Origin of the sequence: Bacteroides congonensis, from assembly GCF_900130125.1 — a bacterium.
Taxonomy (GTDB): Bacteria; Bacteroidota; Bacteroidia; order Bacteroidales; family Bacteroidaceae; genus Bacteroides; species Bacteroides congonensis.
Window position 1 is genome coordinate 800,959 of record NZ_FQXY01000008.1, and the last position, 25,993, is coordinate 826,951.

Below are 25,993 nucleotides of genomic sequence, written 5' to 3' on the forward strand. Positions count from 1 at the left end.
TATGAAGTACATAATTCTATATGGAATGTGTGTAATAGCTCAGATGCTATTATTCACAGGATGCGAAGATAAGGAACAGGCTTCTCCTTACTTGGCACTTGATAAGGATGAGCTAAGCCAGTCGTTTGCGGCTGCTGCAAGCACTAAGGAGATAACCCTGTTTTCTAATCTGGAAGTAACCACTGGCATATCTCCTGCGGAAGCGACAGCCTGGTGCCGGTTTAGTTTGAAGAACGTAACGGAAGACGAATCGGTTCTGACTATCAGTGTGGATGAAAATACAGTAAAGCAAGGAAGAAAAGCGACTATAACTCTCACTGCTCCTGATTATCGAAATGTAAAGGTCGATGTTATTCAGTCAGGCATCATCTTGCCTATAAGACTGACGGAATTTGAGCCGCAGAATGGTGGAAAGGGAGATATAGTAACGCTCAAAGGTGAAAACTTCGGAGATATAGCGGCCAATCTGCGTGTTTCTTTCGGAACTGCTGTTGCCGAAATCCTTTCAGCAAGTGATACGGAATTACAGGTGAAAGTGCCTAAAATAACGAATAGCGAGACTTGTAAGATAAGTGTGAAATTGGACAAAATGGAGGAAGCCTATACCGATGACTTTATGTACGAGAAACGTTGGTGGATAGAAAATCTGAAAGTGGATGTATTGCCTTCGGCAATTGCTGTTGACGACGCCGGAAAGAATATTCTCTTTTTACGCCGTTTTCCGGATGACCGGATTCCGGCTGAACTGGGACTTTATCGTTTGTCGGAAACAGGTGAAGTATCTTTCCTTGCCGGTTATGACCGTGTGGCGGGAGGATATGGCTTTACAAGTGTTGTTTATGATAATGTTTCCAAGAAGTTTTATACAATAGCTGAATGTGGTGGTACGGCAATCCAACTTATTGTAGTTGATCCGGCTAATAACTGGTCGACCGAGGTGAAAGCTGTCGAAGCAGGTATTGACGGCTATTGGGGTGTTGGATTGACTGCTAGTAAGGGTAAATTATATACCCGGCAGGGATGGACAAATACTGTTATAGAAATAGACCCTTCGGCATGGACTGCAAAAACAATAGGATTGGTCGAACGGCATGGCAGCCAGGAGTTTTCGACGGCTCTTGCTGTTGCTACCGGTACGAATAATTTGTATGTGCAAATCAGGTCGACGTCCGAACTGGCATATATTGATGTCACGACAGGCAAAGTTACTTGGCTGAACACTTCTACCGAGACTGGTTATTGGGACGGTGCGTTTGGCGAAGCCCGTTTCTTGAGGGGGGAACAGATGTGTTCGGACGATGAAGGTAATATTTATATTGTTGATCAGGACAATCATGCTATTCGTATGGTGAATGACACAGGAGTTTCGACTGTCATTGGCGGCAATGGTTCCGGTGCTGTAAATGGCGTTGGCAAAGATGCAAAATTATGTGCTCCTTCGGGATTATGCATGGATGCTAACGGGGTTATGTATATTGGAGACACATGGAATGCCAGTATCAGAAAAGCGGTTTTTGAGTAGTACTTTTATATTGTAGAATATTGAAATATAAAATCTTATGAGAAATATATTAGTAGCATTTTTTATTGGCGTTATATTGTTGGGTTCTTGTAATCAGACAACAACTCCTGTCCGTGAAGTCTGGACAAAAGAACAAGCTAATGAATGGTATAAACAATGGGGATGGCTTCGCGGCTGTGATTTCATTCCGAGTACGGCTATCAACCAACTGGAAATGTGGCAGGCGGATACTTTCGATCCGGTGACAATAGAACGCGAACTTGGTTGGGCGGCAGGAATCGGAATGAATTGTATGCGTGTATATTTACACCACTTGCTTTGGGAAACGGATAAGGAAGGATTTAAGAAACGTATCAATGAATATCTCGCTATTGCCGATAAACATCATATTTCTACCATCTTTGTCTTTTTGGACGATTGCTGGAATCCTGTTTGCCAGGCAGGCAGACAACCGGAGCCACAACCGGGAGTGCATAATTCGGGCTGGGTTCGTGATCCGGGTGATCTGTATTATAAAGGCGATACGGCAGCTATACTTCCGGTATTGGAAAGTTATGTGAAAGATATTCTGGTTACCTTTAAGGATGACAAGAGAATCGTGTTATGGGATTTATATAACGAACCCGGTGGTTCGGGCAATTACAGGTATGGTGAAAGGAGTTTGTCTTTATTGCAGAAAATATTTACGTGGGGACGGACGGTTAATCCGTCACAACCTCTGTCTGCCGGAGTATGGGATATGAATTTGACCAATCTCAATAAATACCAGTTGGAAAACTCGGACGTGATTACTTATCATACGTATGAATCTTTGGATATGCACAAGCAACTGATAGATTCATTGAAACAATACGGGCGTCCGATGATTTGTACGGAATACATGGCACGAACTCAGAATAGTACTTTTCAGGATATTATGCCTATGTTGAAGGAGGAAAATATAGGTGCAATAAACTGGGGGCTGGTGGCAGGAAAAACAAATACGATCTTTGCATGGGAAACTCCATTACCTGATGTTGTTGAACCGCCATTATGGTTTCATGATATTTTCCGTAGTGATGGGACACCTTATTCGGAGGATGAAGTGGGTTGTATTCGTTCATTGACTAGATAATTTCCTAATGATGGCTGTAAGGAATATATAAATAATGATATCAGGGATATGCCTGTTTGTTTGTGGGAGAGTATTCTCGCACAAACAAACAGCTATCCTTAACATGGAAACTACCATGTTTCCGGAATCTATCCTAAGCAACTCATATTTCATTTAAAACCGTACTGAAATCGAACCATTTTGGGTATGAAGATTATTCTTTCACCTCCCAAGTATCAGTCCTAAAGGATGCCACCGGAATGCCATAGCGGCTATAAAGTGTCCCTTGCTCATAATTCCGGAAACAATAGCGGACAGCCACAGGAACAGGAACTTTCCCACAACTTACTTCAAGACGTCCTGTATATTTCTCAATCTGTGCAGTAGCAGGATAAAACACATGATCGCTCCCGGCCACCTCCACGCCGGAAATAGTAGCTCCCAATGGTGCAAGCCCTTCACTGCCACAATCAAAAGTCAAGTACGCTTTACCCTTGACCACCTCCATAGATTGATAGACAGGTGTGTCTGGAACAAAACCTTTCAACCCATAGCTCCCCGAAAGAGCTAGCAACGCCAACCTTTCGCCGACTTTACGTTTATGGGCCGGATGAATGCAATTACGATTACCGATATCCATTGTTACAACCATATTACTGTTTGGAATCTCTTTCAAGTTCAGCAATTGTGCCTCACGCAATAAAGCACTTCCTACCAGTTCCGCCCCCTCATATGCAAAAGGAGCAATCTGGACATAATAGAATGGCAATTCACCTTGCCCCCACGCTTCGCGCAACATTTTGACAAAAGTCGGCTGTAGCCTGCGATATAAATCCGGATCCTTACGATTGGATTCGCCCTGATACCAAAGAAAGCCCTTGATGGTATATTGCTCGACAGGAGCAATCATTGCATTGTAAAGCATACAAGGTTTGTACTTCGGTCGTTCAATGGACGTGGTGTCGTCAAGAAAACGAAGGTCGAACGCCTTAAACGGAGCTAATACTTCACGGCTCATCCAAGCCTGAATGGCGGTTCCGCCCCATGAAGAGACAATAATGCCAACCGGCATATCAAGTACTTTTTGGAGATAGTCTGCAAAAAAATAAGCAGTTGCACTCGCTTCAGATACCACTTCCGGAGTATTCTTCAACCATTGTGCCTGGCAATCTTTTTGTGGTTTCCGCGCTCCCGCCTGCCCGATTGTACAAATCCGTATCGGTCGTGAAGGTTTGGCGCGGACAATCATATCCACTGCATCAGCAATAGGCTGGTTGGCTTTTCCCATCAAAGGCATTTCCATATTCGACTGTCCGGCACATAGCCACACCTCACCAATCAGGACATCACGAAGCAGCAACTCTTCACCGTCACTTAAACTGATCGAGTAAGGTCCTCCCGCAGCGGGTGTCTTCAAACTCGTACGCCACATTCCCGCTTCATCCGCCCGAATCGTATAAAGCTTCTGATCCCAGGAAGGACGGATAGAAACCGTTTTCTTAGGAGACGCCATCCCCCATATTTGTACATCGGTTTGTTGTTGCAAAACCATGTTGTCTGTGAAGAGCGAAGAAAGTACCACCTTGGCAGGTGCACTTACTACGCTACATATAGCCAAAAGAAAAACAAGAAATCTCATATTCCGTCAGTTTATTTAATGATATAACTCTTTTTCTCTGCCCCTATTCCTTTCAGGGTCAGAGATTTCCATGTATCAGGAATTGCTCCTTTTCCGGCTACAATACCTTTATCCGTAATATCCAATCCACCGAATCCCATCAGTACCGACTGCAATACACCACCTGCCCCTGTCAGGAAATAAGGATTCGTACCACCGTCAAACTCGGCTATTACCCGGAATGGCGGATTCAGATTAGGAAGATAGGAATCTCTAAAGTAATGCCATGCGCGTTCACGGTCTCCCAAGCGGGTAAACAAAATAGAGTAAATGGACTTCGACATGGCAGGTGTCTTTTTTCTCGGAACAGTCTGTAGATAGTATTCCAAGTCCTTCCGTATCTGCTCTTTATCCGTAATAAGCTTTAACGGGAAAGCTAACAGGCAGACATCCGCCTGTTTGGTTATAGCTCCGTCATATGTATCATGTTCTGCCGTTACTCCATTGGCAAGTTTCCGGAAACGAAGTTTCTCCGCCACAGTCGTCCACATAGGGTCTGACTTTACATTCAACAGTTTGGCTGCTTTACAGGCAGCTTCCAAAGTGGATTTCGCGACACCGTTTGTATAAGCATTATTATTCACATTCTTTCCTCCTTGACGGTTTTGGTTCCATTCATCCGCTCCAATGACGTTCCTAATTTCATACTCTCCCGCTTCATTCGGTTCCGAACGGCTTACCCAGTATTCGGCAGCGGCACTAAGAATGGGAAATCCCTTTTGACGAAGCCATTCCACATCCTGCGTCACCGCATAATATTGCCAGGCTGCCATAGCTACATCTCCCGTAATATGATTCTCAAAAGGGCCGTAAATGTTGGTTACCGTATTATCCTCATTTCCTTTATCACTGCTTTCCCACGGGTACATGGCTCCTTTATAACCATGCATGAAAGCGTTATGCCTGGCTGCATCCAAACGCTGATAACGGTATTCTATCATTGATTCCGCCAATTCAGGATGCAACAATAATAAAGCCGGAAAAATCCACGTGTCAGCATCCCAGAATACATGGCCGTTGTAACCGAAACCCGAAAGCCCCATCGGAGAACAGGACAATCCCGAACCTTCCCGCACAAAAGCATACGTGTGATAAAGCATACTGTGAATGTCTTGTTGTGACTGAAGATCGCCCTCAATCACAATATCGCTTTCCCAAAGCTGATCCCATGCAGCGATATGCTTACTCCATAATCGTTCCACACCTTCTACTGCTGCAAATGCAGTCAACCGTTCCACTTCATTCTTGACGTCGGCATGAGTAGCAGAGGAAAGTGTCGTTCCGATAATCGAAAAAGTGTAAGGCTGGCCAGCTTGCAAACGAACCGTAAACTCTTGTGTATGTACCCCGACTCCGCGTGCGCTCCGATGGCAGACTTCCGGACGGGGGAAAGAACCGTCGAAAACAAACGATGAACAAGCCCCGATTTCAAGTTCCCGGGTCGGAGATTTTGCGATCGACGTGCAGAAATCAATCGCTGTCTTTCCGTTGAAAATCCGGTTGAAAGACTCCTGCGGATTACGCAACGACTCATGCACCGTCAGTATATTCGCCACAGCTACTTCTATGTCTTCTTTCGGAATAATCCGCACACGCAGCAAACACGAATAAGGCAAATGACGTAATGACGTATATTGATACTCAACACGGGCAAGTGATTGATAATCAAATTCTCCACAAAACACTCCCTGACGCATATCCAAAGTCTGTTTATAACCGGATATCCGGGAAGCTGTCACCGTAGAGCCGTTTATCTGCAATTCCGTATCGAGCATATTGATGCCATGCAAGAAATTATTCACTCTTCCCTTTCCATAGATGTCATAAAGTCCTCCCAACACGACACGGGAAATCTTCAAAGGATCGGGGGAAGAGACTAATCCTAGCATACCATTAGCTACTGTTATTCCATAATATGACGAGGGTTCAATCTGTTCGGCAGTTATTTTCCAGGCATCTTGCGCAGACACATCGGTGACAGGCAATAACCCGCTCAACAGCAGTAATATTAAAAAGTTCCTTTTTCTCATTTTGTATACATTTTATACATCTTTTGTAAATGCACAGTCAGTCTTTTCTCATCGGAGCAAGGCGATACCTGCTCCGATGAAAAAAGAAACATGCTAACTAAAAGTTTGTATGAATAAAAAAACTAATACATATATCCGCTCTTACCCGGATTGCCGCCCATCTGCGACCAGGCATTGGCAGCATAACCTGTCGCTGCTCCTTCAACAGCAAACAGAGTCGGTTTTCCTTCCAGCATACCAGTCACATAGATCGTGCCGTCAGCAGATATGGTGGGCGACGATTTCAGTTCGGTTCCGAGCTGGAGTGAAGCGATAGCTTTTCCTGTAGCCGGTTCGAGTTTCACCAAGGAACCTTTTTCTGCATCATTATAGTAGATATACCCTTCATTATCTATAGCAGGAACGCCATAAGCAGTACCCGCTACTTCCGTTGCCCACAAAACGGAACCTGTAGAAGATATGGCAGTAATATATTTGTCGGTAGCTACATACACAACCCCATTTCCATCAACCACCAAGCCATAACCGGTTTGTTTATTTTCCCCTTTCACAGCAGTATACCATTCTGGAGTCGAAACTTGCCCCTTAGTAGTCTTCTTGGTATCATAGCAATAGACTAATGCTTTTGTCTCATTGGTAGATATGCGGGCTCCTAAATTAAGGCAAAGGATATATGCTTTTCCATCTGCACCAGTAGCGATCTGGCTGCCATTAGGCTGGTCATTCGGAGCATAATTCTGCTCATTGGTCGATTTGCTCCAACTATTGCCTTCCGGGAAGAATATGTGTGTACCATACGATCGTCCACTACTCTGACCCGTGTTGACAAGTATCCTGCCATCTTTCAATCCTACACAACCACCATAACTTCCGGAAGACGTTTTTTCCGAATATTTAAGTACCCCGGATACTTTATCATAAATACGGAAATGTTTTCCATCTGTACTTGGTGCCGAATTCGTAAGGAGCATCACATATTGGTCCGTGACAACCGGAGCACCGAAAGGACGCATACTCGATTTTGCACCAATCGCTGTAAACCACATCTGCGTACCACCGTCTGCACCGCCTTTTATTGCATAGAGACTGGCAGACTTGGATGCATCCGCTCCCGCCTTAGTAGTATTGTCTCCGACAGCCACATACACCGTTCCGTCGGAATCCACCGTAGGAGTCGGGTGTTGATAGTCAGAACCTCGATTCGGTTCATTGTTCTGCCCACAGTCGAACCCCCAAGTCCGTTCACCGAGTTTCGTGAAGCAAACCAGGTTATAATTGCTGGAAGAAACATATACATACTGACCATCTGCGCTTGTTGCCGGAGAAGTGCCGTACACCACTCCCTGTTCATCATAAGAATGAGACCATAACACGCCAAGACTACCGGCCCCTTTGGCAATATCCATTGTGACAGTCTTCGTATCTTTCCTTTTTTTATTATCTGTCACAGTCAGCGATACGTTTATTTTTCCATGCGAACCGAAAGTAATTTTCGGATTCTCCTCTGTAGAAAGGATAGCGCCGAACGTCCATTCTCTTTTGACAATCTCACACCCTTCCGCCGCTTTCGATTGATCCGTAAAAGTAACTTCTTCTCCCGCCACAATTCGTTCGGGCAACCAGTTGAAGTCTGCCGTAGGGCGGACACCGTCATCTATTATTTTAATTGTCTTTTCAAAGATTGATTTCATTGCGCCGTGGTCTGAAGTGACAGTCAGACGAAAAAGGTAGTCTCCGCCTTCCTCCACGCTGAATGGTTCGGGAGCAGTCAGTTCGTAAGAGACTTTACCCATAAATTCCCATTTGCAGACTGCAATCTGGGCATTCTCCGCCGTCGACGTGTTTGTCAGGGTAATCAAGTCACCAATCTCATAGGATTCTTTATCTGTAGTGAATCCCGCCTGTACCCACGTCTCTTCATCAGGTGTACACCCAATCAACAGACCGATAGCAGCTACCAATAAATATATGATTCTTTTCATTGCGTTTCTGTAATTTTAGATGATCGTTTCATTACTTCACGTATTCCAATTTACCGATGATAGGATAATGATCAGAGATATAAGTTATATTCTGATAAACTTTATCTATTGTCTCGAACTTCAAAGCCTTAAAGCCTGTACAAAAGATATGATCTACAATATAAGGATTGGCGGTGCCGAAGCCTGTATAAGAGTATTTCGAGTCGGTGATGGGAGCCGATAAACGGACATTTGTCATGAATGTTTTAACCCCGTTAAAGATATCACTGTCAATCTGCTTGTTAAAGTCGGCAGTCAGCAACATCGGCAATCCTTCCGGATTGAGCTCGGACATTTTATTCACAATCACTTCCATCGACTTGCCCGGAGCAATGGTAGAGCCTACATCGATGTGAGTATTGACGAAGAAGAATTTCTTACCGGAAGCAATGTGCTTGAAAATAGCCCATGTCGCTATACGGGGAACGGTACTGTCCCAACCTTGAGAACCCGGTACATCCGGAGTTTCAGAAAGCCAGAAACAATCCCACTTGATTAGTTCAACAGCCTTTTTCCGATAAAAGATAGGAACAAACTCATCATTGTTGGCGTTGTTGGCACGGCGTCCCTTACCGACATATCCATAATCTTTCCAGTTCTCTTCCAGCCACTTCAGTTGTGGTGGCCGCGCTTCTTGCATACCGATCACTGTCGGTTTATGTTCTCCGATCATCGGTATAAAAGCTGCCGTACGGGCTTCCCATGACTTTTCTCCCGTATCTTTGGTATTATAATACCGGATATTGAACGACATGACTTTAATTTGGTTATCATTCAGTGACGGGTCTTCCTCTTTTACTGTTTCAGGGTCCTTATAAAATTCTGAATAATCAGGAGTAGTATTACTGCATCCGCCTAACGCTACAACATAGATAGCAATAACAGGCAATATCTGGTTAAATTTCATCATACTAAATCTTTAATATTTTAATTCCAATTGGGGTTCTGTGATAGTTTATATCCGGCACTCTCATAGTCGCGGATCACTTGTGCAGGAACAGGATAAAGATATTGGCGGTCGTCATCGTACCAGATGCGGTTTCCCGTACCGGGGTTATATCTCAAATCGTATCCGCCTGCGGCATTTGCTGTGGCATAAAGTCCTGTTTCATTCTTTACGTTCACCGTTTTGCAGTCTTTATTGGATGATTGCGTACCGTTATCGGTAAAGTAGCAATCAGGAGTTCCGTCACCATTCAGGTCAATATCCACATTCAATGCGCTGATGTGCATGCCAGTCCACGGTAGTTCCTCTATCAGTTCACCACATTTCCAACGACGCAAATCATTGAATCTCGTTCCTTCAGCCACCAACTCAATGGCACGTTCCCGACGGATTTCCAGTAAAACCGGATTAGTGATATTCGGATAAAAGACCTGCTGCAAATACGAATCAACAGTTGTAGGGAGTTTTTCCGTTCCGCCCGTGATTCCGGCACGTCGGCGCAAAGCGCCGATGGTAGTGTTCCAGTCAGCATCAGTAAGCCCACCCAGTTCGGCTTGTGCTTCGGCATAGTTGAGCAGCACTTCAGCGTAACGCAACAGGGGGATACTGTTGTTGTTCTTTTCATTGTTATCGTATTTCGTGTCATCAAGAGAATACTTAATCACATGATAACCGGTCAGGCAAACTGTCATATCGGCTACTACGGCTTTTCCGTCACGTTTGAAATCCAGTCCGCGGATGGTCTGTGCCAAACGCAGGTCACGGCTTTTCATCTCTTCCACAAAGTTTTTGGTTTCATAGCCTGTTTCGGTAGTGAACGGGGTACCGTCCAATTTCAGGTAAGTATTGACAAAAGGACGAACCAGACTCCAGCCTTTACCGTACGACAGCGAGTTGTACCAGTAATTTTGAGTCCCGTAGATACCTGATGCGCTATTGGCACATACCGCCAGAATTACTTCGGAGGTAATGGGAGCTTCCAGGTAGAACAAATCACGGTAGGCCCCTTTGGTACCTGTTGCCGTATTCAGCGAAAGTCCGCTGTTGTCCATCACCAGTTTGGCTGCACTGGCAGCATGGCGGTAAAGTTCTTCCGGAGTGATTTCCAGGCCTGTCAGTTTGTGATAACGACGATAGGCGGCTTCGAACAGGCACACACGTGATTTGAGTGCGGCTGCAGCCCATTTGGTGAGTGTGGAACTATTGACAGAAGAAGTTGCCTGAATATGTTCGTAAGCAAAATCGAGATCTTCGATCATATTCTTGATGATGACGTCCCGGCTGTCACGCTCTTTATACATGACATCGTATTGGTAAGACTGGATTTCACTGTCAAACCAGGGAACTTCACCATATTGAGTCAACTTGTCATAATAAAACCAGGCGCGGAACCAACGGGCGATCCCCAAGTAATTATCGCGAGTAGCTGCATCCACCGTACACTCCTTTGAGTGACAGCCATCAATAAAATAGTTGATGTTCCGCAAGGTTCCCCATGACCAGCTGGTAGCTGTTTCCGAATTGTACGCATTTTGCTGAATAAACACATTCGTCTGCCGGACAGCGGCAATATCGCACATCTCATCCTGCTGATAGCCTGTAGAAAGTGTAGGCAATGCCCGATAGAAGGAATAGGCATAAAGGCGCAATCCGGACTCGCTGCCGAAAACCATAGATTTGTCAGCCTCTACCTGCATCGTCTCCGTCAAATCGCAACTACCTAACAGCACCGTTGCACACAGAAGCAGGATATTACGTATAGTACTTAATCTTTTCATATCTTCTTTGTTTCTATTTAGTAAGTAATAGAGATTCCTAAACTTAGATTCCGCATCGTCGGATAGTTGAAACCGTCTCCTTTGTTACCGGAAGTCAGGTCATTATCCGAACCTTTCGTTATCACTGTCACATCGTAATCTTTCGTGTGACGATAGAGTGGAGACCACGACCATAAGTTCTCGCCCGAGAAATAGACGGATACTTTAGAGAAACCGGCTTTTGCTATCCATTTCTTTGGCAGATTGTAACCAAACTGCAAGTTCTTGAGCCGGAAGTAAGATACATCCTGCAAGTAGCGTGTATTGGCCGTACCTTTATATAAGGGATTGTAATAACCTGAATAACGCGGCAGATAGGCATCGGGGCGGTCTTTGGTCCAGTAGTTGTTCAAGTGCCACACCGGGACTTGGTTGTAAGGACGGTTATACTGTCCCCAGAAAGAACTCTCACCACTAGGATACCAGTCTTGTTTTCCCACACCGTCGAACATGGCTGACAGAAAGAAGTTATTCCAGTCGGCACTAAATGAGAAGGTATAGATGTAGCGCGGTTCGGAGTTTCCTATGATTTTCCGGTCGCCCGGTGAGTCTACCGTGTTGGCTCCGTTATCAATAGTACCTGTATTGTTCAAGTCCTCGAAACGCATATCACCGGGATAAGTGATGTAATTGACAGACGTCTGCATCAGGTTGTTTTTGTAACCCTTCCCGTCAAAAGCCGCATCGATTTCGTCCTGCGACTGGAACAGTCCGTTGCAAACAAATCCCCAAATTTCACCGATACGCTGACCTACATAATAATCATCCAAGTCACGTTTCGGATTATTATATTTGTCTATCACCGAATGATAATCAGCAAGGGTTGCTTTGAGGCCGAAGCTGAACGGTTTGCCTGCCAAACGGAACGAGTCGTTATATCCTAGAGAAATTTCGTAACCATAGGTACTCATGTCGGCATAGTTCCCTTTGGGCGATGATGCACCGAATGTATCGGGAAGCGTCGGTCCCACCGTATACATATTAACAGTTTTACGTACGTAATAATCTGCAGACAACGTAATCTTGTTGTTTCAGAATCCTAAATCGATACCGCCGTCAATGGTTCGTGAGGTTTCCCAACCGATATTGTCAGGAATTTGAGCGGGATTGAGCGTGTAGCGTAATTGTGCCTTACCGTCGAGATAACGGCCTTCGCTCGATGAGCCGGTAGTAGAATAAGTTTTCAATGTGAACTTCTCCAGATAAGAATATGGTTTCACATTACTATTACCCAGCGCACCATAAGAGACACGCAACTTTCCATTGGAGATAATAGCCGGATTTACCTTCCAGAACTTCTCTTCCGAGAAACGCCATGCTGCCGAAGCTGAAGGGAAAAATCCCCATTGCGAATTGTTGGGGAACTTCGAAGAACCGTCATAACGCCCGTTCACCTCAAATAGATAACGGTTATCATAGGAGTAATTCAACCGGAAGAATGCCCCGGCATACCGCCAACGGTTACCGTCACTCTTAATGGACATATTATCTCCCATAGCAAAGTTGATATTTTCCACATCAGGCATCAACAAGCCATTCCGCTCTGAAGAGATTGCCTTGTAGTCTTGCTGTTCGTAGTTATATCCCGCCAAAGCTTTCAGATAATGTTTTCCGGCAAATGTATTTTCATATTCGGCATATACATTGGTAGATATATAGGTGGTCTGTTGCACTTTCTCCAACATCTTATCATCCGTTTCCGGTACTCCGAGATATTTAATCACCCCTTCATAATCGCTATATGGAACGGCGGTCGTTTTCTTGTCTTCTATAAAATCTTTCGTACGGAAAGAGAAGTCTCCGGTGAAACGTAATTTGTTGTCCAGCATGGTTATATTTAGGGTAGTCGTATTTTTCAGCGTCTTCGTTGTACGTTTTATCCAGTTGTTACCTGTTACCAGTCCACCGACAGAACGTGCACCGGAGTGTGTCAAGGTGCCGTCCGGATTGAAGATTGGTTCGGACGGATGCCCTTCCATATTGATTGATTTCCATACCAAGCCTTCACTTTGGCCTATATAAGCTAATGGTTGCGTATATTTATCATGAGTATAGTCTATGTTATTAGAAATTTTCAGCCAATTAAACACCTGTGCACTGATTTTGGTACGCATGTTCATAGTGCGGTAAGTGTCCGAATTATAATTGAACAAACCGTCGTAATCATATAAACGCGCAGAAGTGTAGTAGCTAATTTTTCCGTTCGAGCCGTTAATAGATACATTATGTGACTGTGCAAATGTATGATCTTTGTAAAGTGCATCATAGTAATCCTCATTCCCGTAGTAAGTGTACTTTCCATCAGCTCCAACAGCTGCCTGCAATGTGTTTCCTGCCAACTTTCGCTGCCGGAAAGTCTCCAGCCATTCTTTTGAGAAAGGTTGAGATTTGTTGATACTGGTAGGCTCTACTCCCCGGTAATTGAATTCCGCTTCACGAAACAGATAAGCCCAGACATAACCGTCATCAACAACATCTGGTATCGCAAACGGAGTCTCATAAGAGAAGTTTCCCGTATAATTGATCGTGAACTTATCTTTTTGCTTTGACGGATCTTTTGTTGTTATTAGAACAACCCCATACGGAGCACGTGAACCGTAGATGGCTGCCGAAGCCGCGTCTTTCAATACGGACACGCTTTCTATATCGTTCGGATTCAGCATGGCGGGATCGCCTTCCACACCGTCTATCAATACCAGCGCGCTACCGCCTGCTCCGATAGACGTTACACCACGGATATTATACGAAGCCGATTGATTGGGCTTACCATCAACTAACGAAATATTCAGATTAGGGACAGCCCCTTGCAACATCTGCGTGACATTGGCTACCGGACGATTTTCAAATACGTCTGATGATACATTTTCTACCGCACCTGTCAAGTTTATCTTTTTTTGAGTACTGAACCCGACCACTACCACTTCGTCCAACGTCTGTGTATCATCTTTCAACATAACAGTGAGATAGTTTTTATTCTTCACGCTCACTTCTTGTGTCAGAAACCCCAGGTAGGATATTTGCACTATACTCCCTTCACTGACAGTCAACTGAAACTTACCGTCCATACCGGAGATTGTACCCGCCGTGCCATTTTTCTCTTTTATATTGGCTCCGATGACCGGTTCGCCCGACATGTCCTTCACTATTCCGCTAATAGTGTATTTCTTGGAGGATTGTTGTACAGACTGACTGTCTTTCTTCTTGATGATAATATCTTTTCCTTGGATAGTGTAGCTAACATCTTGTCCTGCCAAGACCTGTTCTACCACCTTTTCAATAGGTAAATCTTTGGCTAGCACTGTCACAATCTTTTTGGTATTCAGATCGCTTGCCGCAAATGCAAATGAATATCCGTTTTGCTTCTGTATTGTTTCAATAGCCTGCTTTACTGTTACGTTCTTCAACTGTAAGTTGATAAGCTGCGCAAATGAGCTTAGATAAGAGCATAGCAAGAGCAGGACCATGAAAAAGACTTTCTTCTTATTTTTCATAAGTCAATGGATAAATAATTGATAAATAGGATGAGAAGTTTAGGATTTTATTTATATTTGCCTAAGCTTTCATCAATTAAAGTCACTGTGGCTTTTTAAGATAGAAAGGCAAGAGGTCAGGGGATGGAAAAGGAACCTGACCTTTTTATGTTTCTATCAAGAGAGGTAAATCATGTTTTTTCTAAATGGCTTTTCATATTTCTTTAAGTTTTAAAGGTTTAACATCAGTTCATTAGGGAAGTGTGATCACAATATTTTTTCCATTCATGGTATAAGTCATTTTGTCTGTAGATGACAATACATCCATAATCTCTTGAATGCTTTGTTCTCTTTTACGGAAGTTTCCATAGAAACGAATCGTATTTAACGTGTCGTCTGCAACAGTTATTTTCACATCATAGCTTCTTTCCAGTTCTTTAATGATATCTGAAAGCAGCACTTCATCAAAGTAAAGACGGTCGTTCGTCCATTCGGCACTGTAGGCGGCTTTGGTGCCGGAGACAGATAACTTACCTGTTTTTTTATCCAGCAGTGCCTGTTGGTCCGGATGAAGTATGGTCTCTTTTTCCCGGGTATTCAGCGCGACCTTTCCTTCCAGCAGACAGACTTTAGCTTCCAAATCGTCTTTATAATTCCGGAAATTGAATTTAGTACCTAGTACTTTTACATCTAATTCTTCCGTATGTACCTTAAAAGGCATTTCTTCATTTTTGATTACTTCAAAATAGGCTTCTCCCGATAAGTCCAGTGTCCGTTCGTTGATGCCGAAGTCCTGGGCATAACTCATCTTCGAACCCGCATTCAGCCAGACCAGCGTTCCGTCCGGAAGATATAATTTGGTTTTTGAACCATACGGGGCTTCAATAGAGATCTGGGTCAACTGATTGCGGATAACACTCTTTCCACTCTGAAAAGCAATCGTTCCGCAAATAAAGACAACGATAATCATCGCGGCAGCATACATCCACGGGCGAAGTTGGAAAGCCTTACGTTGATTGATACCTTGTTGGGGAGTAGCCCCGGTTTGTTTTAAGAATAGTTGATAGGCTTTGTCTTTGTTGAAGCTACTATCCTCCGTTTCGTCCGAAGCGGCTATCCATACTTCCTGCATATCGGAAAAATATTTTCTATTTTCTTCCGAAGCATTCAGCCATTCCTGCAATGATTGCGTTTCTTCCGGTGTCAGGCTGTTTGTCAGATAACCGGTAATCCAATCGTTGGCTGTATCCGTATGTAGTGATTGTTCATTCATAAATAATGATTGCCTTTATATATACTACAGTTTTTTAGAATAAGAGGGTAGGATAAAAAGCGAGAAAAATGCATAAAAAAGTTCCAAGTTCTCTTTTTAGTACTACTAATGCGCTCTTTATGTGATATTTAACTGTATTTACGGAAATGCCGAGTTCCTGAGAAATTTCTTCGTAACTCATCTCCCGGAAGCGGCTCATTGTAAATACCTGCTTGCAGACAGGGGGAAGTTTTTGAATTGCTTCTTGAATTTTATCTTCCAATTCCTTCTTTAATAATGTACCCAGAGGTTGTTGATTGTCCGGAATGATATTTTGCAGTTGGATTCCTGCCCGTTCCATAGCAGAAAAGCGGATTTCCACTTCTTGTTGTTTGAGAGCCAGATAATTCAGGCATTTGTTGCGTACAGCTATAATTAAGTAATTACGTAGGGGAGGCACAAGTTCCAGATTCTCCCTAATCTCCCATAAGTGAAAAATAACATCACTGACTATACTTTCTGCTTGCGCCTTGTCCTTCAGCATATAATAACTAAGTTTGCAGAGGGCAACATAATGATAGTCATACAAGTACTTGTATGCATCATTGTCTCCTGCTTTCAGCTTTTTTATTATGATTTTTTCATCAACTGGATTCATGGTGTGCTTTTTCATCCCTGCAATATTCGGATAATATATTGAAAGATGCAAATTAATTGGCGGAAAAATACTCTCTCTCCATTTTCACTTTTGATATATTATTTCACAAACTAAAAACAGGATGCATGGGAATAAATATCGTTTTACGATTGAAATATAAATACATTAACCACTTGCTGTTTAAATAATTTTTTCATATTTTTGCAGGGAATTATTGAATATTTGTGAAAGACATGAGTAGTTTTGTAATAGTGAGAAGATGTTTGTTGTTTATATTTCTTCTCATGAGTAGTACTGTAAGCAAAGGACAAATTTATAAGTACATAGGACTGGAAGACGGTCTGAATAATCAGAAAATATACCATATTCAAAAAGACCGGCAAGGGTATATGTGGTTTCTGACCCAGGAGGGAATAGACCGTTATGACGGCAAACATATCAAGCATTACAACTTTTCGGACGATAACATGACGTTGGATTCACGGATTGCCTTGAACTGGCTCTATATGGACAACAAGAATGTGTTATGGGTAATCGGTCAGAAAGGTCGTATTTTCAGATATGATTCGCAGCATGATAACTTCGAACTGGTTTATGTACATCCGGAGCTGATCAGAAATAAGTCGCAGGCATTTCTGAATTACGGTTATTTGGACAAGAATGACCGTATTTGGCTATGCTGTAAAGATAGCGTAACCTGGTATAATATCCGTACCGGAACAACATCACATATGCCGGTTCCGGTTGAAGGGGAAATTGCTGCCATCGAACAGGCGGATGATAACCATTTCTTTATCGGTACGGGTAGTGGACTGTTTCGCATCGGGATAGAGGAAGGGGAATTAAAACAGATTCCTGATGAAACGGCGGAAAGTGTCGATACACCAGTACATGAACTCTATTACCATGCCGTTTCAAACCAACTCTTTGTGGGAACTTATAAGGAGGGAATACTTATATATGATATGGGCGGTACAGGAGAAATCATCCCCTGTCAGTCACCCAATAATGTGGAAGTCAATCAGATTGTAGCTTTGAACGCTCACGAACTTCTGGTAGCTACAGGCGGAAAAGGTGTATATAAGCTGGATGTGAATACCTACATGAGTGAACCCTATATAACCGCTGATTATAGTAGTTATAACGGGATGAACGGAAACAATATCAATGATATCTATGTGGATGAAGAAGACCGTATCTGGCTTGCCAATTATCCTACCGGCATTACTATCCGTAACAACCGTTATGGGAGTTACGACTTGATAAAGCATTCCATTGGGAACAACCGTTCACTGGTGAACGATCAGGTTCATGACGTAATGGAGGATAGTGACGGTGACCTTTGGTTTGCAACTAGCAACGGCATCAGTCTTTATCAGACCGCTACAAAAGAATGGCGTTCTTTCTTCAGTTCCTTTGACTCGGTGCCGGATGATGAAAATCACATCTTTTTATCACTGTGTGAAGTCTCTCCGGGAGTGATATGGGCCGGTGGTTTTACGTCGGGCATTTACAAGATAGAGAAGAGGAAAGAGTTTAAGGTAAGTTATATTTCTCCGGCTGCTATGGCAGGAGTACGGCCCGATCAATATATATTTGACATTAAAAAAGATTCGAAGGGCGATATATGGTCAGGTGGGTATTATCATTTGAAACGTATCAATCTTGAGACTAAAAGTGTACGTCTATATCCGGGGGTAAGTTCTATTACTACCATCCAAGAGATGGATTCCCGGCAGATGTGGATTGGCACACGGATGGGACTCTATCTGCTTGACAAACAGACCGGAGCTTACCGGTACATTGACCTGCCCGTTGAATCTCTCTATATATGCGCGTTATATCAAAGAGAAGACGGTCTTTTGTATATTGGTACCCGTGGCGCCGGACTTATTGTTTATGACGTCCATAAGAAGAAATTTATTCATCAGTACCGGAGTGACAACTGCGCGTTACTCTCCGACAATATTTATACCATTCTTCCGCGTCAGGACAAGAGTTTTCTCATGGGTACAGAGAACGGCATTACCATTTATTCACCTGCGGAACACTCTTTCCGCAACTGGACACGTGAACAAGGATTGATGAGTGTCAATTTCAATGCCGGTTCCGCTACGACTTGTAGCAAAAGTACACTCGTTTTCGGTGGCAATGACGGTGCTGTCAGGTTTCCGACAGATATACAGATACCGGAACCGCATTACTCGCGTCTGTTACTGCGCGATTTTATGATAGCCTATCATCCCGTTTATCCGGGGGATAAAGGTTCACCTCTGGAGAAGGATATTGACGAAACCGACCGGCTTGAACTGGCCTACGGGCAAAACACGTTTTCTCTTGATGTAGCTTCCATCAATTATGATTATCCTTCCAACATTCTCTTTTCATGGAAGATAGACGGTTATCATAAAGAGTGGAGCCGTCCGAGCCAGGACAACCGGATTCTTGTCAGAAACCTGCCCCCCGGCAACTATACGTTGCAAATTCGTGCCATATCCAATGAAGAGAAGTATAAGACCTATGAGACAAGAAACATTCAGATTGTCATAACATCCCCGGCGTGGGCCAGTGTGTGGGCGATGGTGGGATATGCTCTTCTGTTGGTACTGGTTATGGTTGCCATATTCCGTCTCATCATGCTGCATAAACAGAAGAAAGTGTCGGACGAGAAAACTCGGTTCTTCATTAATACGGCCCATGACATACGGACGCCGCTTACATTGATAAAGGCCCCGTTGGAGGAAGTCGTAGAAAATCGCATGGTGGCTGAGCAGGCGTTGCCGCATATGAATATGGCTCTCAAGAATGTGAACACATTACTTCAACTGACAACCAATCTGATAAATTTCGAGCGGATAGATGTCTATTCTTCCACACTCTATGTTGCCGAATATGAACTGAATACCTATATGAATGATGTTTGCTCCACTTTCCGCAAATATGCCGAAATGAAACATGTCAGGTTTGTTTACGAAAGCAATTTTGACTATCTGAATGTATGGTTTGATAGTGACAAGATGGGGTCTATCCTGAAGAATATCCTGTCAAATGCACTGAAATATACACCTGAGGACGGTAGCGTATGTATTTCTGCCTGCGAGGAAGGAAATACATGGAGTATTGAGGTGAAAGATACAGGAATCGGTATTCCTTCATGTGAACAGAAAAAATTGTTCAGGAATTATTTTCGGGGTAGTAATGTCGTCAATCTGAAAGTGACAGGTAGCGGAATCGGACTGATGCTGGTATACAAACTGGTCAAGTTGCATAAAGGCAAGATCCAGATTCAGAGTACCGAACACCAAGGCACATGTGTACGGGTTACTTTCCCGAAAGGAAATACTCATCTCCATAAAGCAAAATTTATCTCTCCCAAGCCGTTGGAACAACGTCCGGAGACTATCATACCGGGCAGTACTTCCGAATTGCCGGCCATGGATACATCCCGCATCAACAGTTCCTTGCATCGCATCCTGATAGTGGAGGATAATGATGACTTGCGCAATTATCTGGTGGATATGCTTCATACAAGTTATAATATCCAGTCCTGCCCGAATGGAAAGGATGCCCTTGTCATTATACGGGAATTTGATCCGGATCTTGTCATATCCGATATAATGATGCCTGAGATGGGTGGAGATGAACTCTGCACAACTATAAAGGGGGATATTGAGATGTCTCATATCCCGGTCGTCTTGCTGACTGCACTGGGAGACGAGAAGCATATGCTCGAAGGACTGGAAATCGGAGCGGATGCCTACATTACCAAACCTTTCAGTGTAGGGATACTCAAGGCTACGATTAAGAACATACTAACGAATCGTACTTTGCTCCGTCAGGTGTATAATAGCATTCAAGATGAAGAACAGGATTTCCCGGTCAATTGCACTAATACTCTGGACTGGAAATTTATAGCTTCTGTCAAGGAATGTATAGAGAAGAATATGGGAGATCCGAACTTCAATGTGGAGATGCTCAGTAGCCGGCATCATATGAGTCGTACGAGCTTTTTCAACAAACTCAAGGCGTTGACCGGTTATGCTCCGGCCGATTATATCCGGATGATACGTTTGCAACATGCTGCACAGTTGTTGAAGCAAGATGAATATACAATAGCGGAGATTTCGGATATGGTCGGATTCTCGGATGCAAAATACTTCCGTGAGGTATTTAAAAAGTATTATGGCGTAAGTCCGAGCAAGTATGCGGAATCGGATAAGACACATCCGCAGCCTTCGGAACAAGACTGATAAACAACAAGCCCTGTAAGAATGACTGGTTCTCACAGGGCTTGTTTTTATGTCTTAATTTGGTAGAAAGGAGATTCTTTATAATAAATTGTTAGAGCCGAGTATAATCAACATGGTATATCCCAGTATCAGTCCGATGATTCCCATAATGATACCGACTTTCTCCATATCCTTTTGCTGAATCATGCCCGTGGCATGTGCCAGCGCGTTGGGAGGAGTACTGATAGGTAATATCATTGCCAGTGATGAACCGATTGCCACTCCAATCAATAAAGTCTCTACCCCACCGAGTGAAGATAGGTTTTCACGCATACTGGTTCCCGCGATGGCAAGAATAGGAACAAGCAGGGCGGCAGTAGCCGTATGTGAGATGAAATTTGCCATAGCATAGCAAATCAGTCCGGAGCCGACAATCATCAGTACAGGAGGCCATGTGTTGAACGGAATAGCTTCAATCATATGTTTGGCAAGTCCTGTTTCCTGTAAGGCGACACCCAAAGCAAAGCCGCCTGCTACCATCCATAGCACACTCCAACTGATTTCTTCCAGATCGCGTTTGGTGATGACTCCCGTTACACAGAACACTGCTACAGGAATCATTGCCACTACATTGGAATTTACTCCCGTCACCTTGTCGAACATCCATAGTACGACCGTAATGGCAAAAGTGATATACACTACTATAGAACGCCAGTCTTTCTTTGCTTCGCCTTCGATTTTCAGTTCGATGGTTTTCTGCTTGAAAGGGAACAGACGTAAGAGGATAAACCACGCGATAAACAATACGATAATGGTGTAAGGCATCATGAAACTCATCCATTCTCCGAAGCCGATGTTCAGGTTCAAACCTTCCGGATCATTCAGGTATTTTAGAGCAATGGCGTTGGGAGGTGTACCGATGGGAGTTCCCATACCGCCTACGTTGGCGGCTACGGGAATAGCCATGGCAAGACCGATTTTTCCTTTACCGTCTGCCGGCAGAGCTTTCAGGACAGGGGTGAGGAAGGTGAGCATCATAGCCGCCGTGGCTGTGTTACTGAGGAACATTGAAAATGCGGCCGTAACAAGAATGAACCCTAATAATACATAACGTGATTGTGTTCCGAACGGGCGTAACATGACGCGTGCCAACAATACGTCCAGTCCGCTTTTAGTTGCTGCGATGGCAAGTATAAAACCACCTATGAACAACATTATGATAGGGTCGGCAAAACAGTGCATGATGGATTTGTATTTGACTGTCTGCCCCAGGTCTGCTGCCGGAATCCCTTGTGTGAAAAGCCACAGGCTGCTGTCCGATACGGTAAGCAGTAGTAAGACAACAATCAGCACGGAAGTAGTCCATGCGGGGATGGCTTCGAATACCCACATCAGAGTGGCGAAAATAAAAATGGAAATCAGTCTCTGTTCGATAACGGTCAGTCCGTCTATTCCGAATGTTTCAATAGGGAGAAGCCATAAAATAAGAGAAGTTACAATAGCTACGGTTAACTTTATGCATCGGGCTGCTGTCTGACTTTTTGCCAACCGTTTGGCTTTCTTTAAATCCTGATAAGCTTCCACCAGATGAAAGCCGTGAAAAATTTTGTACATGATATTAGTTTAAGATAAAATTAAAAAAAACGGTGCAAAAATAGCTTTTTATTCTATATGTCATAATTGGGTGAAGAAATTTTTTTCGTAGGTCTGGCTTTTTAAAGCGTTTTTGGAGAGGTTTTATAGCAAGTTGCTAATTTATTATTTCTATTTTTGTACCGGATTGATAACAATTATGATTAAAACCATGAAAAAACTGACAGTCTTGCTAATGTGTGTGTTGTGTGCATTTATTGCACAAGCCCAAAAAACATTTACGCTGAGTTCTCCGGACGGGAAACTGCAAACTACTATTACAACGGGTGATAAACTGACTTATGACATCACCTGCAACGGACGGCAAATACTTGCCGCTTCTCCTATTTCAATGACATTGGATAATGGCGAAGTTTGGGGTGAAAAGGCGAAATTATCCGGCACTTCCCGGAAGAGTGTCGACCGGATGATACCTTCTCCTTTCTATCGTGCCAATGAATTGAGAGATTATTATAATGAACTGACATTGCGGTTCAAGAAAGACTGGAACGTAGAATTCCGTGCCTACGATGACGGCATTGTTTATCGTTTCATCAACCGCTCAAAGAAACCTTTCAAAGTGGTTGATGAAGAGGTGGACTATCGTTTCCCGAATGACATGACGGCTACCGTTCCTTACGTCAGGACTGGAAAAGACGGTGACTTTAACTCCCAATTCTATAATTCTTTTGAGAATACTTATACCACAGATAAATTGTCTAAACTGAATAAACGACGCCTGATGTTTCTGCCATTGGTGGTAGATGCCGGAGAAGGTGTGAAACTGTGTATCACAGAATCCGATTTGGAAAATTATCCGGGACTTTACCTGTCTGTTGCCGAAGGAGAGAACAGCCTGAAAGGGATATTCGCCCCTTACCCGAAACGGGCAGAACAGGGTGGACATAATAAACTCCAGATGCTCGTGAAAGAACGCGAAGCTTATATTGCCAAAGTCGATACTCCCCGGAGCTTTCCTTGGCGTATGGCCATCGTCACCACTGCGGACAAAGACCTTGCGGCAAGCAATCTCAGTTATCTTCTGGCAGCTCCTTCACGCCTGTCGGACATTTCGTGGATTAAACCCGGTAAGGTAGCTTGGGACTGGTGGAATGACTGGAACTTGGATGGCGTTGATTTCGTCACAGGCGTAAATAACGCGACTTATAAAGCCTATATTGATTTTGCAGCGTCAAAAGGAATTGAATATGTGATACTTGACGAGGGCTGGGCGGTAAATCTGAAAGCAGATTTGATGCAGGTTGTGAAAGAGATTGACTTGAAAGAACTCGTAGACTATGCCGCTTCCAAGAATGTAGGTATCATTCTTTGGGCAGGTTACTATGCTTTCGAACGTGATATGGAGAACGTCTGCCGTCATTATGCCGCCATGGGAGTGAAAGGTTTCAAAGTCGATTTCATGGATCGTGACGATCAGGAAATGACTGCCTTCAATTATCGGGCTGCTGAGATGTGCGCAAAATATAAGTTGATTCTCGATCTGCACGGAACACACAAACCGGCAGGTCTGAACCGTACTTACCCCAATGTGTTGAATTTTGAGGGAGTGAACGGTCTGGAACAGATGAAATGGAGTCCGGCTTCGCTCGACCAGGTGAAATATGATGTGATGATTCCTTTCATCCGCCAGGTTTCCGGCCCGATGGATTATACTCAAGGAGCTATGCGCAATGCATCAAAAGGTAATTATTATCCTTGCAACTCAGAACCGATGAGCCAGGGCACGCGCTGTCGTCAATTAGCTTTGTACGTAGTCTTTGAATCACCTTTCAATATGTTGTGTGATAATCCGGGCAACTATATGCGCGAACCGGAATCGACGGATTTCATCGCCGGGATTCCTACCGTATGGGATGAGAGCATTGTTCTTGACGGTAAAATGGGAGAGTACATCATGACTGCACGCCGGCAAGGAAATATATGGTATGTAGGTGGAATAACCGACTGGACTGCACGTGATATAGAAGTTGACTGCTCTTTCTTGGGGGATGATAAAACACACAACGCTACATTGTTCAAGGATGGTGTAAATGCTCATCGTGTAGGACGTGATTATAAACGTGAATCTCTTTCGATAAAGAAAAACAGTAAATTAAAAATTCATCTGGCGCCCGGCGGTGGTTTTGCTCTTCAGATAAAATGATGAAATAAATTCGATGCTGTATCAGTTTAGCGACTTTGATACAGCATCGTTTTTTTATCAAGATAGTGCGGCAATGCCTGTTCCTATCAGATTCGCATTATTCATACTTTTTATATCGACTTCGATGTCTTCCAGGCCGGATAACCTGAAAAGTTCCCGCAGTTTCTCTGCAACGATAACGTTATAATCCCGACCTTTTCTGTGCTCACTCCAAAAAAGACTGCCTTCGGCAACCAGGCAAATCTTCCGTATATCTTTATTATACGATTTCAACAGCATGATAAGTCCGGTAAGTGAAGCTGCCACCAACTGTGCCGACCTGCCATAAATCCATTGCGCCACCTGTACATATACATCCTTATAAATATCCGGGTAATTCATAATGGCGGTAAGTTTCTGTGCGTCAAATTTCCCTTCAAACTCTTCTAATGGGAAAGTTGCCTTTAGGATATCCCCCAGATACATACCGGATACTGCTTTTTCAAAACGTTGTTTTCCCGGAGTGCCGGAGATAACATCAACAGTGTTGTCTACTGCCGTAAGGAATGGCGGATGGAAATTTCCGGATTCCAGGTTGACCGGAACCAATCCTTGAATATTGTCTGCCGGATTTAGTTTTTTTATTCTGTCGGCAGGAATAAAAGTCGCCATATTAGTGCCTGTCCCTACAATCAGACCTATATAGGCATCGTAACCATTATCGGTAAGTCCCGCAAATAAACTCGCTACGGTGTCATTGAGTACTTTTATATCCGTAAATTTGATTTTATTTCTTTTATTCAGATAGTCGAGTAGGGGCTTTCCTATGAATTCTCCAATCATCTCTTTAATGTCAACTCCCTTTGTCCAACGCAGCAGTTTGGCATCTCCATTCAGAGTGGATTCAGCCGGATAAGAAAAGCAATAACCGATAGGCATTTCTTCCTCTCGTTTTATTCCGATTATCATATCCGCCAACTCTTTGAATAACTCTTCACGAGTATAACCGGGTGATTTCATAATCGACATATCTTTCTTCCAACCATTGTTTGGATGGATAGCGGGTGTAGATTTTCTGAAATCAACGAGCGCCACCCGATAGTTTGTCCCACCTAAATCAAGCACTAACGACTTGCCGCTAATACCATTTGCTTTGGGAGTGATAAACGTAGGAATACATTGAATTTCAGCATTTTCAATGCTCAGTCCTTCTTCTACTTTTTCTTTGAATGAACGTGCTATCTCTTTGAGTTGCTCATTATCTAACTTAAAAATATTCTTCTCCATGATATTGACTTTTAGTGTATATGTTATCTTTATGCATGAATAACAACTGAAGATTGATTTTGCTCAATAGCGCCTACTAAAAACGAATGGTTCTTCGTCAAATTCCGTGCTTTTTTATTTTTAAATATGCCTTGTTTATATTTTATTATTTAGTTATAAATCAATATACTTTATAGTAATAAAAATAGCGAATATGCTTGTATTTTAGTAACTTT

13 protein-coding genes and 1 pseudogene are annotated in these 25,993 nt (G+C 43.4%); 4 read left to right on the plus strand and 10 right to left on the minus strand.

The genetic code is table 11. The features are described from left to right. Nucleotide 1: 1 nt before the first annotated feature. Both BQ7997_RS06620 and BQ7997_RS06625 read left to right on the plus strand, forming a co-directional pair. A complete protein-coding gene (locus tag BQ7997_RS06620) occupies nt 2-1,522 on the plus strand; it encodes an IPT/TIG domain-containing protein (RefSeq protein WP_083589184.1) in 1,521 nt (506 codons plus the stop codon). A 37-nt stretch (nt 1,523-1,559) separates the two neighbouring features. Next, entirely contained in the window at nt 1,560-2,636 is a 1,077-nt protein-coding gene (locus tag BQ7997_RS06625) for a cellulase family glycosylhydrolase (RefSeq protein ID WP_073344708.1), read from the plus strand. A 193-nt stretch (nt 2,637-2,829) separates the two neighbouring features. On the opposite strand, the gene BQ7997_RS06630 is transcribed toward BQ7997_RS06625, so the two are convergent. The 8 genes and pseudogenes from BQ7997_RS06630 to BQ7997_RS06665 all read right to left on the minus strand — a co-directional run bounded on the left by BQ7997_RS06630 (nt 2,830) and on the right by BQ7997_RS06665 (nt 16,487). Next, nucleotides 2,830-4,254 carry a sialate O-acetylesterase gene (locus BQ7997_RS06630; RefSeq protein ID WP_073344711.1) on the minus strand — a complete coding sequence of 475 codons (1,425 nt, stop codon included), beginning with the start codon at nt 4,252-4,254 and terminating at the stop codon, nt 2,830-2,832. A gap of 11 nt (nt 4,255-4,265) precedes the next feature. After that, nucleotides 4,266-6,323 (minus strand): kojibiose hydrolase, encoded by a 2,058-nt coding sequence (locus BQ7997_RS06635; RefSeq protein WP_073344713.1) that lies wholly within the window; start codon nt 6,321-6,323, stop codon nt 4,266-4,268. A 122-nt stretch (nt 6,324-6,445) separates the two neighbouring features. Continuing rightward, nucleotides 6,446-8,305: an outer membrane protein assembly factor BamB family protein gene (locus BQ7997_RS06640; protein ID WP_073344716.1), complete on the minus strand. Its 1,860-nt coding sequence runs from the start codon at nt 8,303-8,305 to the stop codon at nt 6,446-6,448. A gap of 31 nt (nt 8,306-8,336) precedes the next feature. Further along, the gene (locus tag BQ7997_RS06645; protein WP_073344717.1) at nt 8,337-9,254 is read right to left on the minus strand and encodes an endonuclease/exonuclease/phosphatase family protein; all 918 of its coding nucleotides are present in this window, start codon (nt 9,252-9,254) and stop codon (nt 8,337-8,339) included. A 17-nt stretch (nt 9,255-9,271) separates the two neighbouring features. Continuing rightward, entirely contained in the window at nt 9,272-11,068 is a 1,797-nt protein-coding gene (locus BQ7997_RS06650) for a RagB/SusD family nutrient uptake outer membrane protein (protein ID WP_073344720.1), read from the minus strand. Between the two features lie 17 nt (nt 11,069-11,085). Beyond that, nucleotides 11,086-14,571, minus strand: a pseudogene (locus BQ7997_RS06655) (TonB-dependent receptor). Between the two features lie 259 nt (nt 14,572-14,830). Next, the gene (locus BQ7997_RS06660) at nt 14,831-15,850 is read right to left on the minus strand and encodes a FecR family protein (protein ID WP_073344722.1); all 1,020 of its coding nucleotides are present in this window, start codon (nt 15,848-15,850) and stop codon (nt 14,831-14,833) included. A gap of 34 nt (nt 15,851-15,884) precedes the next feature. Beyond that, the gene (locus BQ7997_RS06665) at nt 15,885-16,487 is read right to left on the minus strand and encodes an RNA polymerase sigma-70 factor (RefSeq protein WP_022136600.1); all 603 of its coding nucleotides are present in this window, start codon (nt 16,485-16,487) and stop codon (nt 15,885-15,887) included. Between the two features lie 233 nt (nt 16,488-16,720). On the opposite strand from BQ7997_RS06665, the gene BQ7997_RS06670 reads away from it, so the two are divergent. After that, complete coding sequence (locus BQ7997_RS06670; protein WP_073344725.1) at nt 16,721-20,737, plus strand: hybrid sensor histidine kinase/response regulator transcription factor; 4,017 nt, start codon at nt 16,721-16,723, stop codon at nt 20,735-20,737. 78 nt (nt 20,738-20,815) lie between these two features. On the opposite strand, the gene BQ7997_RS06675 is transcribed toward BQ7997_RS06670, so the two are convergent. Next, on the minus strand, nt 20,816-22,330 hold the full coding sequence (locus BQ7997_RS06675) for an SLC13 family permease (RefSeq protein ID WP_073344728.1): 1,515 nt from the start codon (nt 22,328-22,330) through the stop codon (nt 20,816-20,818). A gap of 190 nt (nt 22,331-22,520) precedes the next feature. On the opposite strand from BQ7997_RS06675, the gene BQ7997_RS06680 reads away from it, so the two are divergent. Further along, nucleotides 22,521-24,512: a glycoside hydrolase family 97 protein gene (locus BQ7997_RS06680; RefSeq protein ID WP_073344869.1), complete on the plus strand. Its 1,992-nt coding sequence runs from the start codon at nt 22,521-22,523 to the stop codon at nt 24,510-24,512. 57 nt (nt 24,513-24,569) lie between these two features. On the opposite strand, the gene BQ7997_RS06685 is transcribed toward BQ7997_RS06680, so the two are convergent. Then, the gene (locus BQ7997_RS06685; RefSeq protein WP_022136604.1) at nt 24,570-25,778 is read right to left on the minus strand and encodes a hexokinase family protein; all 1,209 of its coding nucleotides are present in this window, start codon (nt 25,776-25,778) and stop codon (nt 24,570-24,572) included. Between the last annotated feature and the right edge of the window lie 215 nt (nt 25,779-25,993).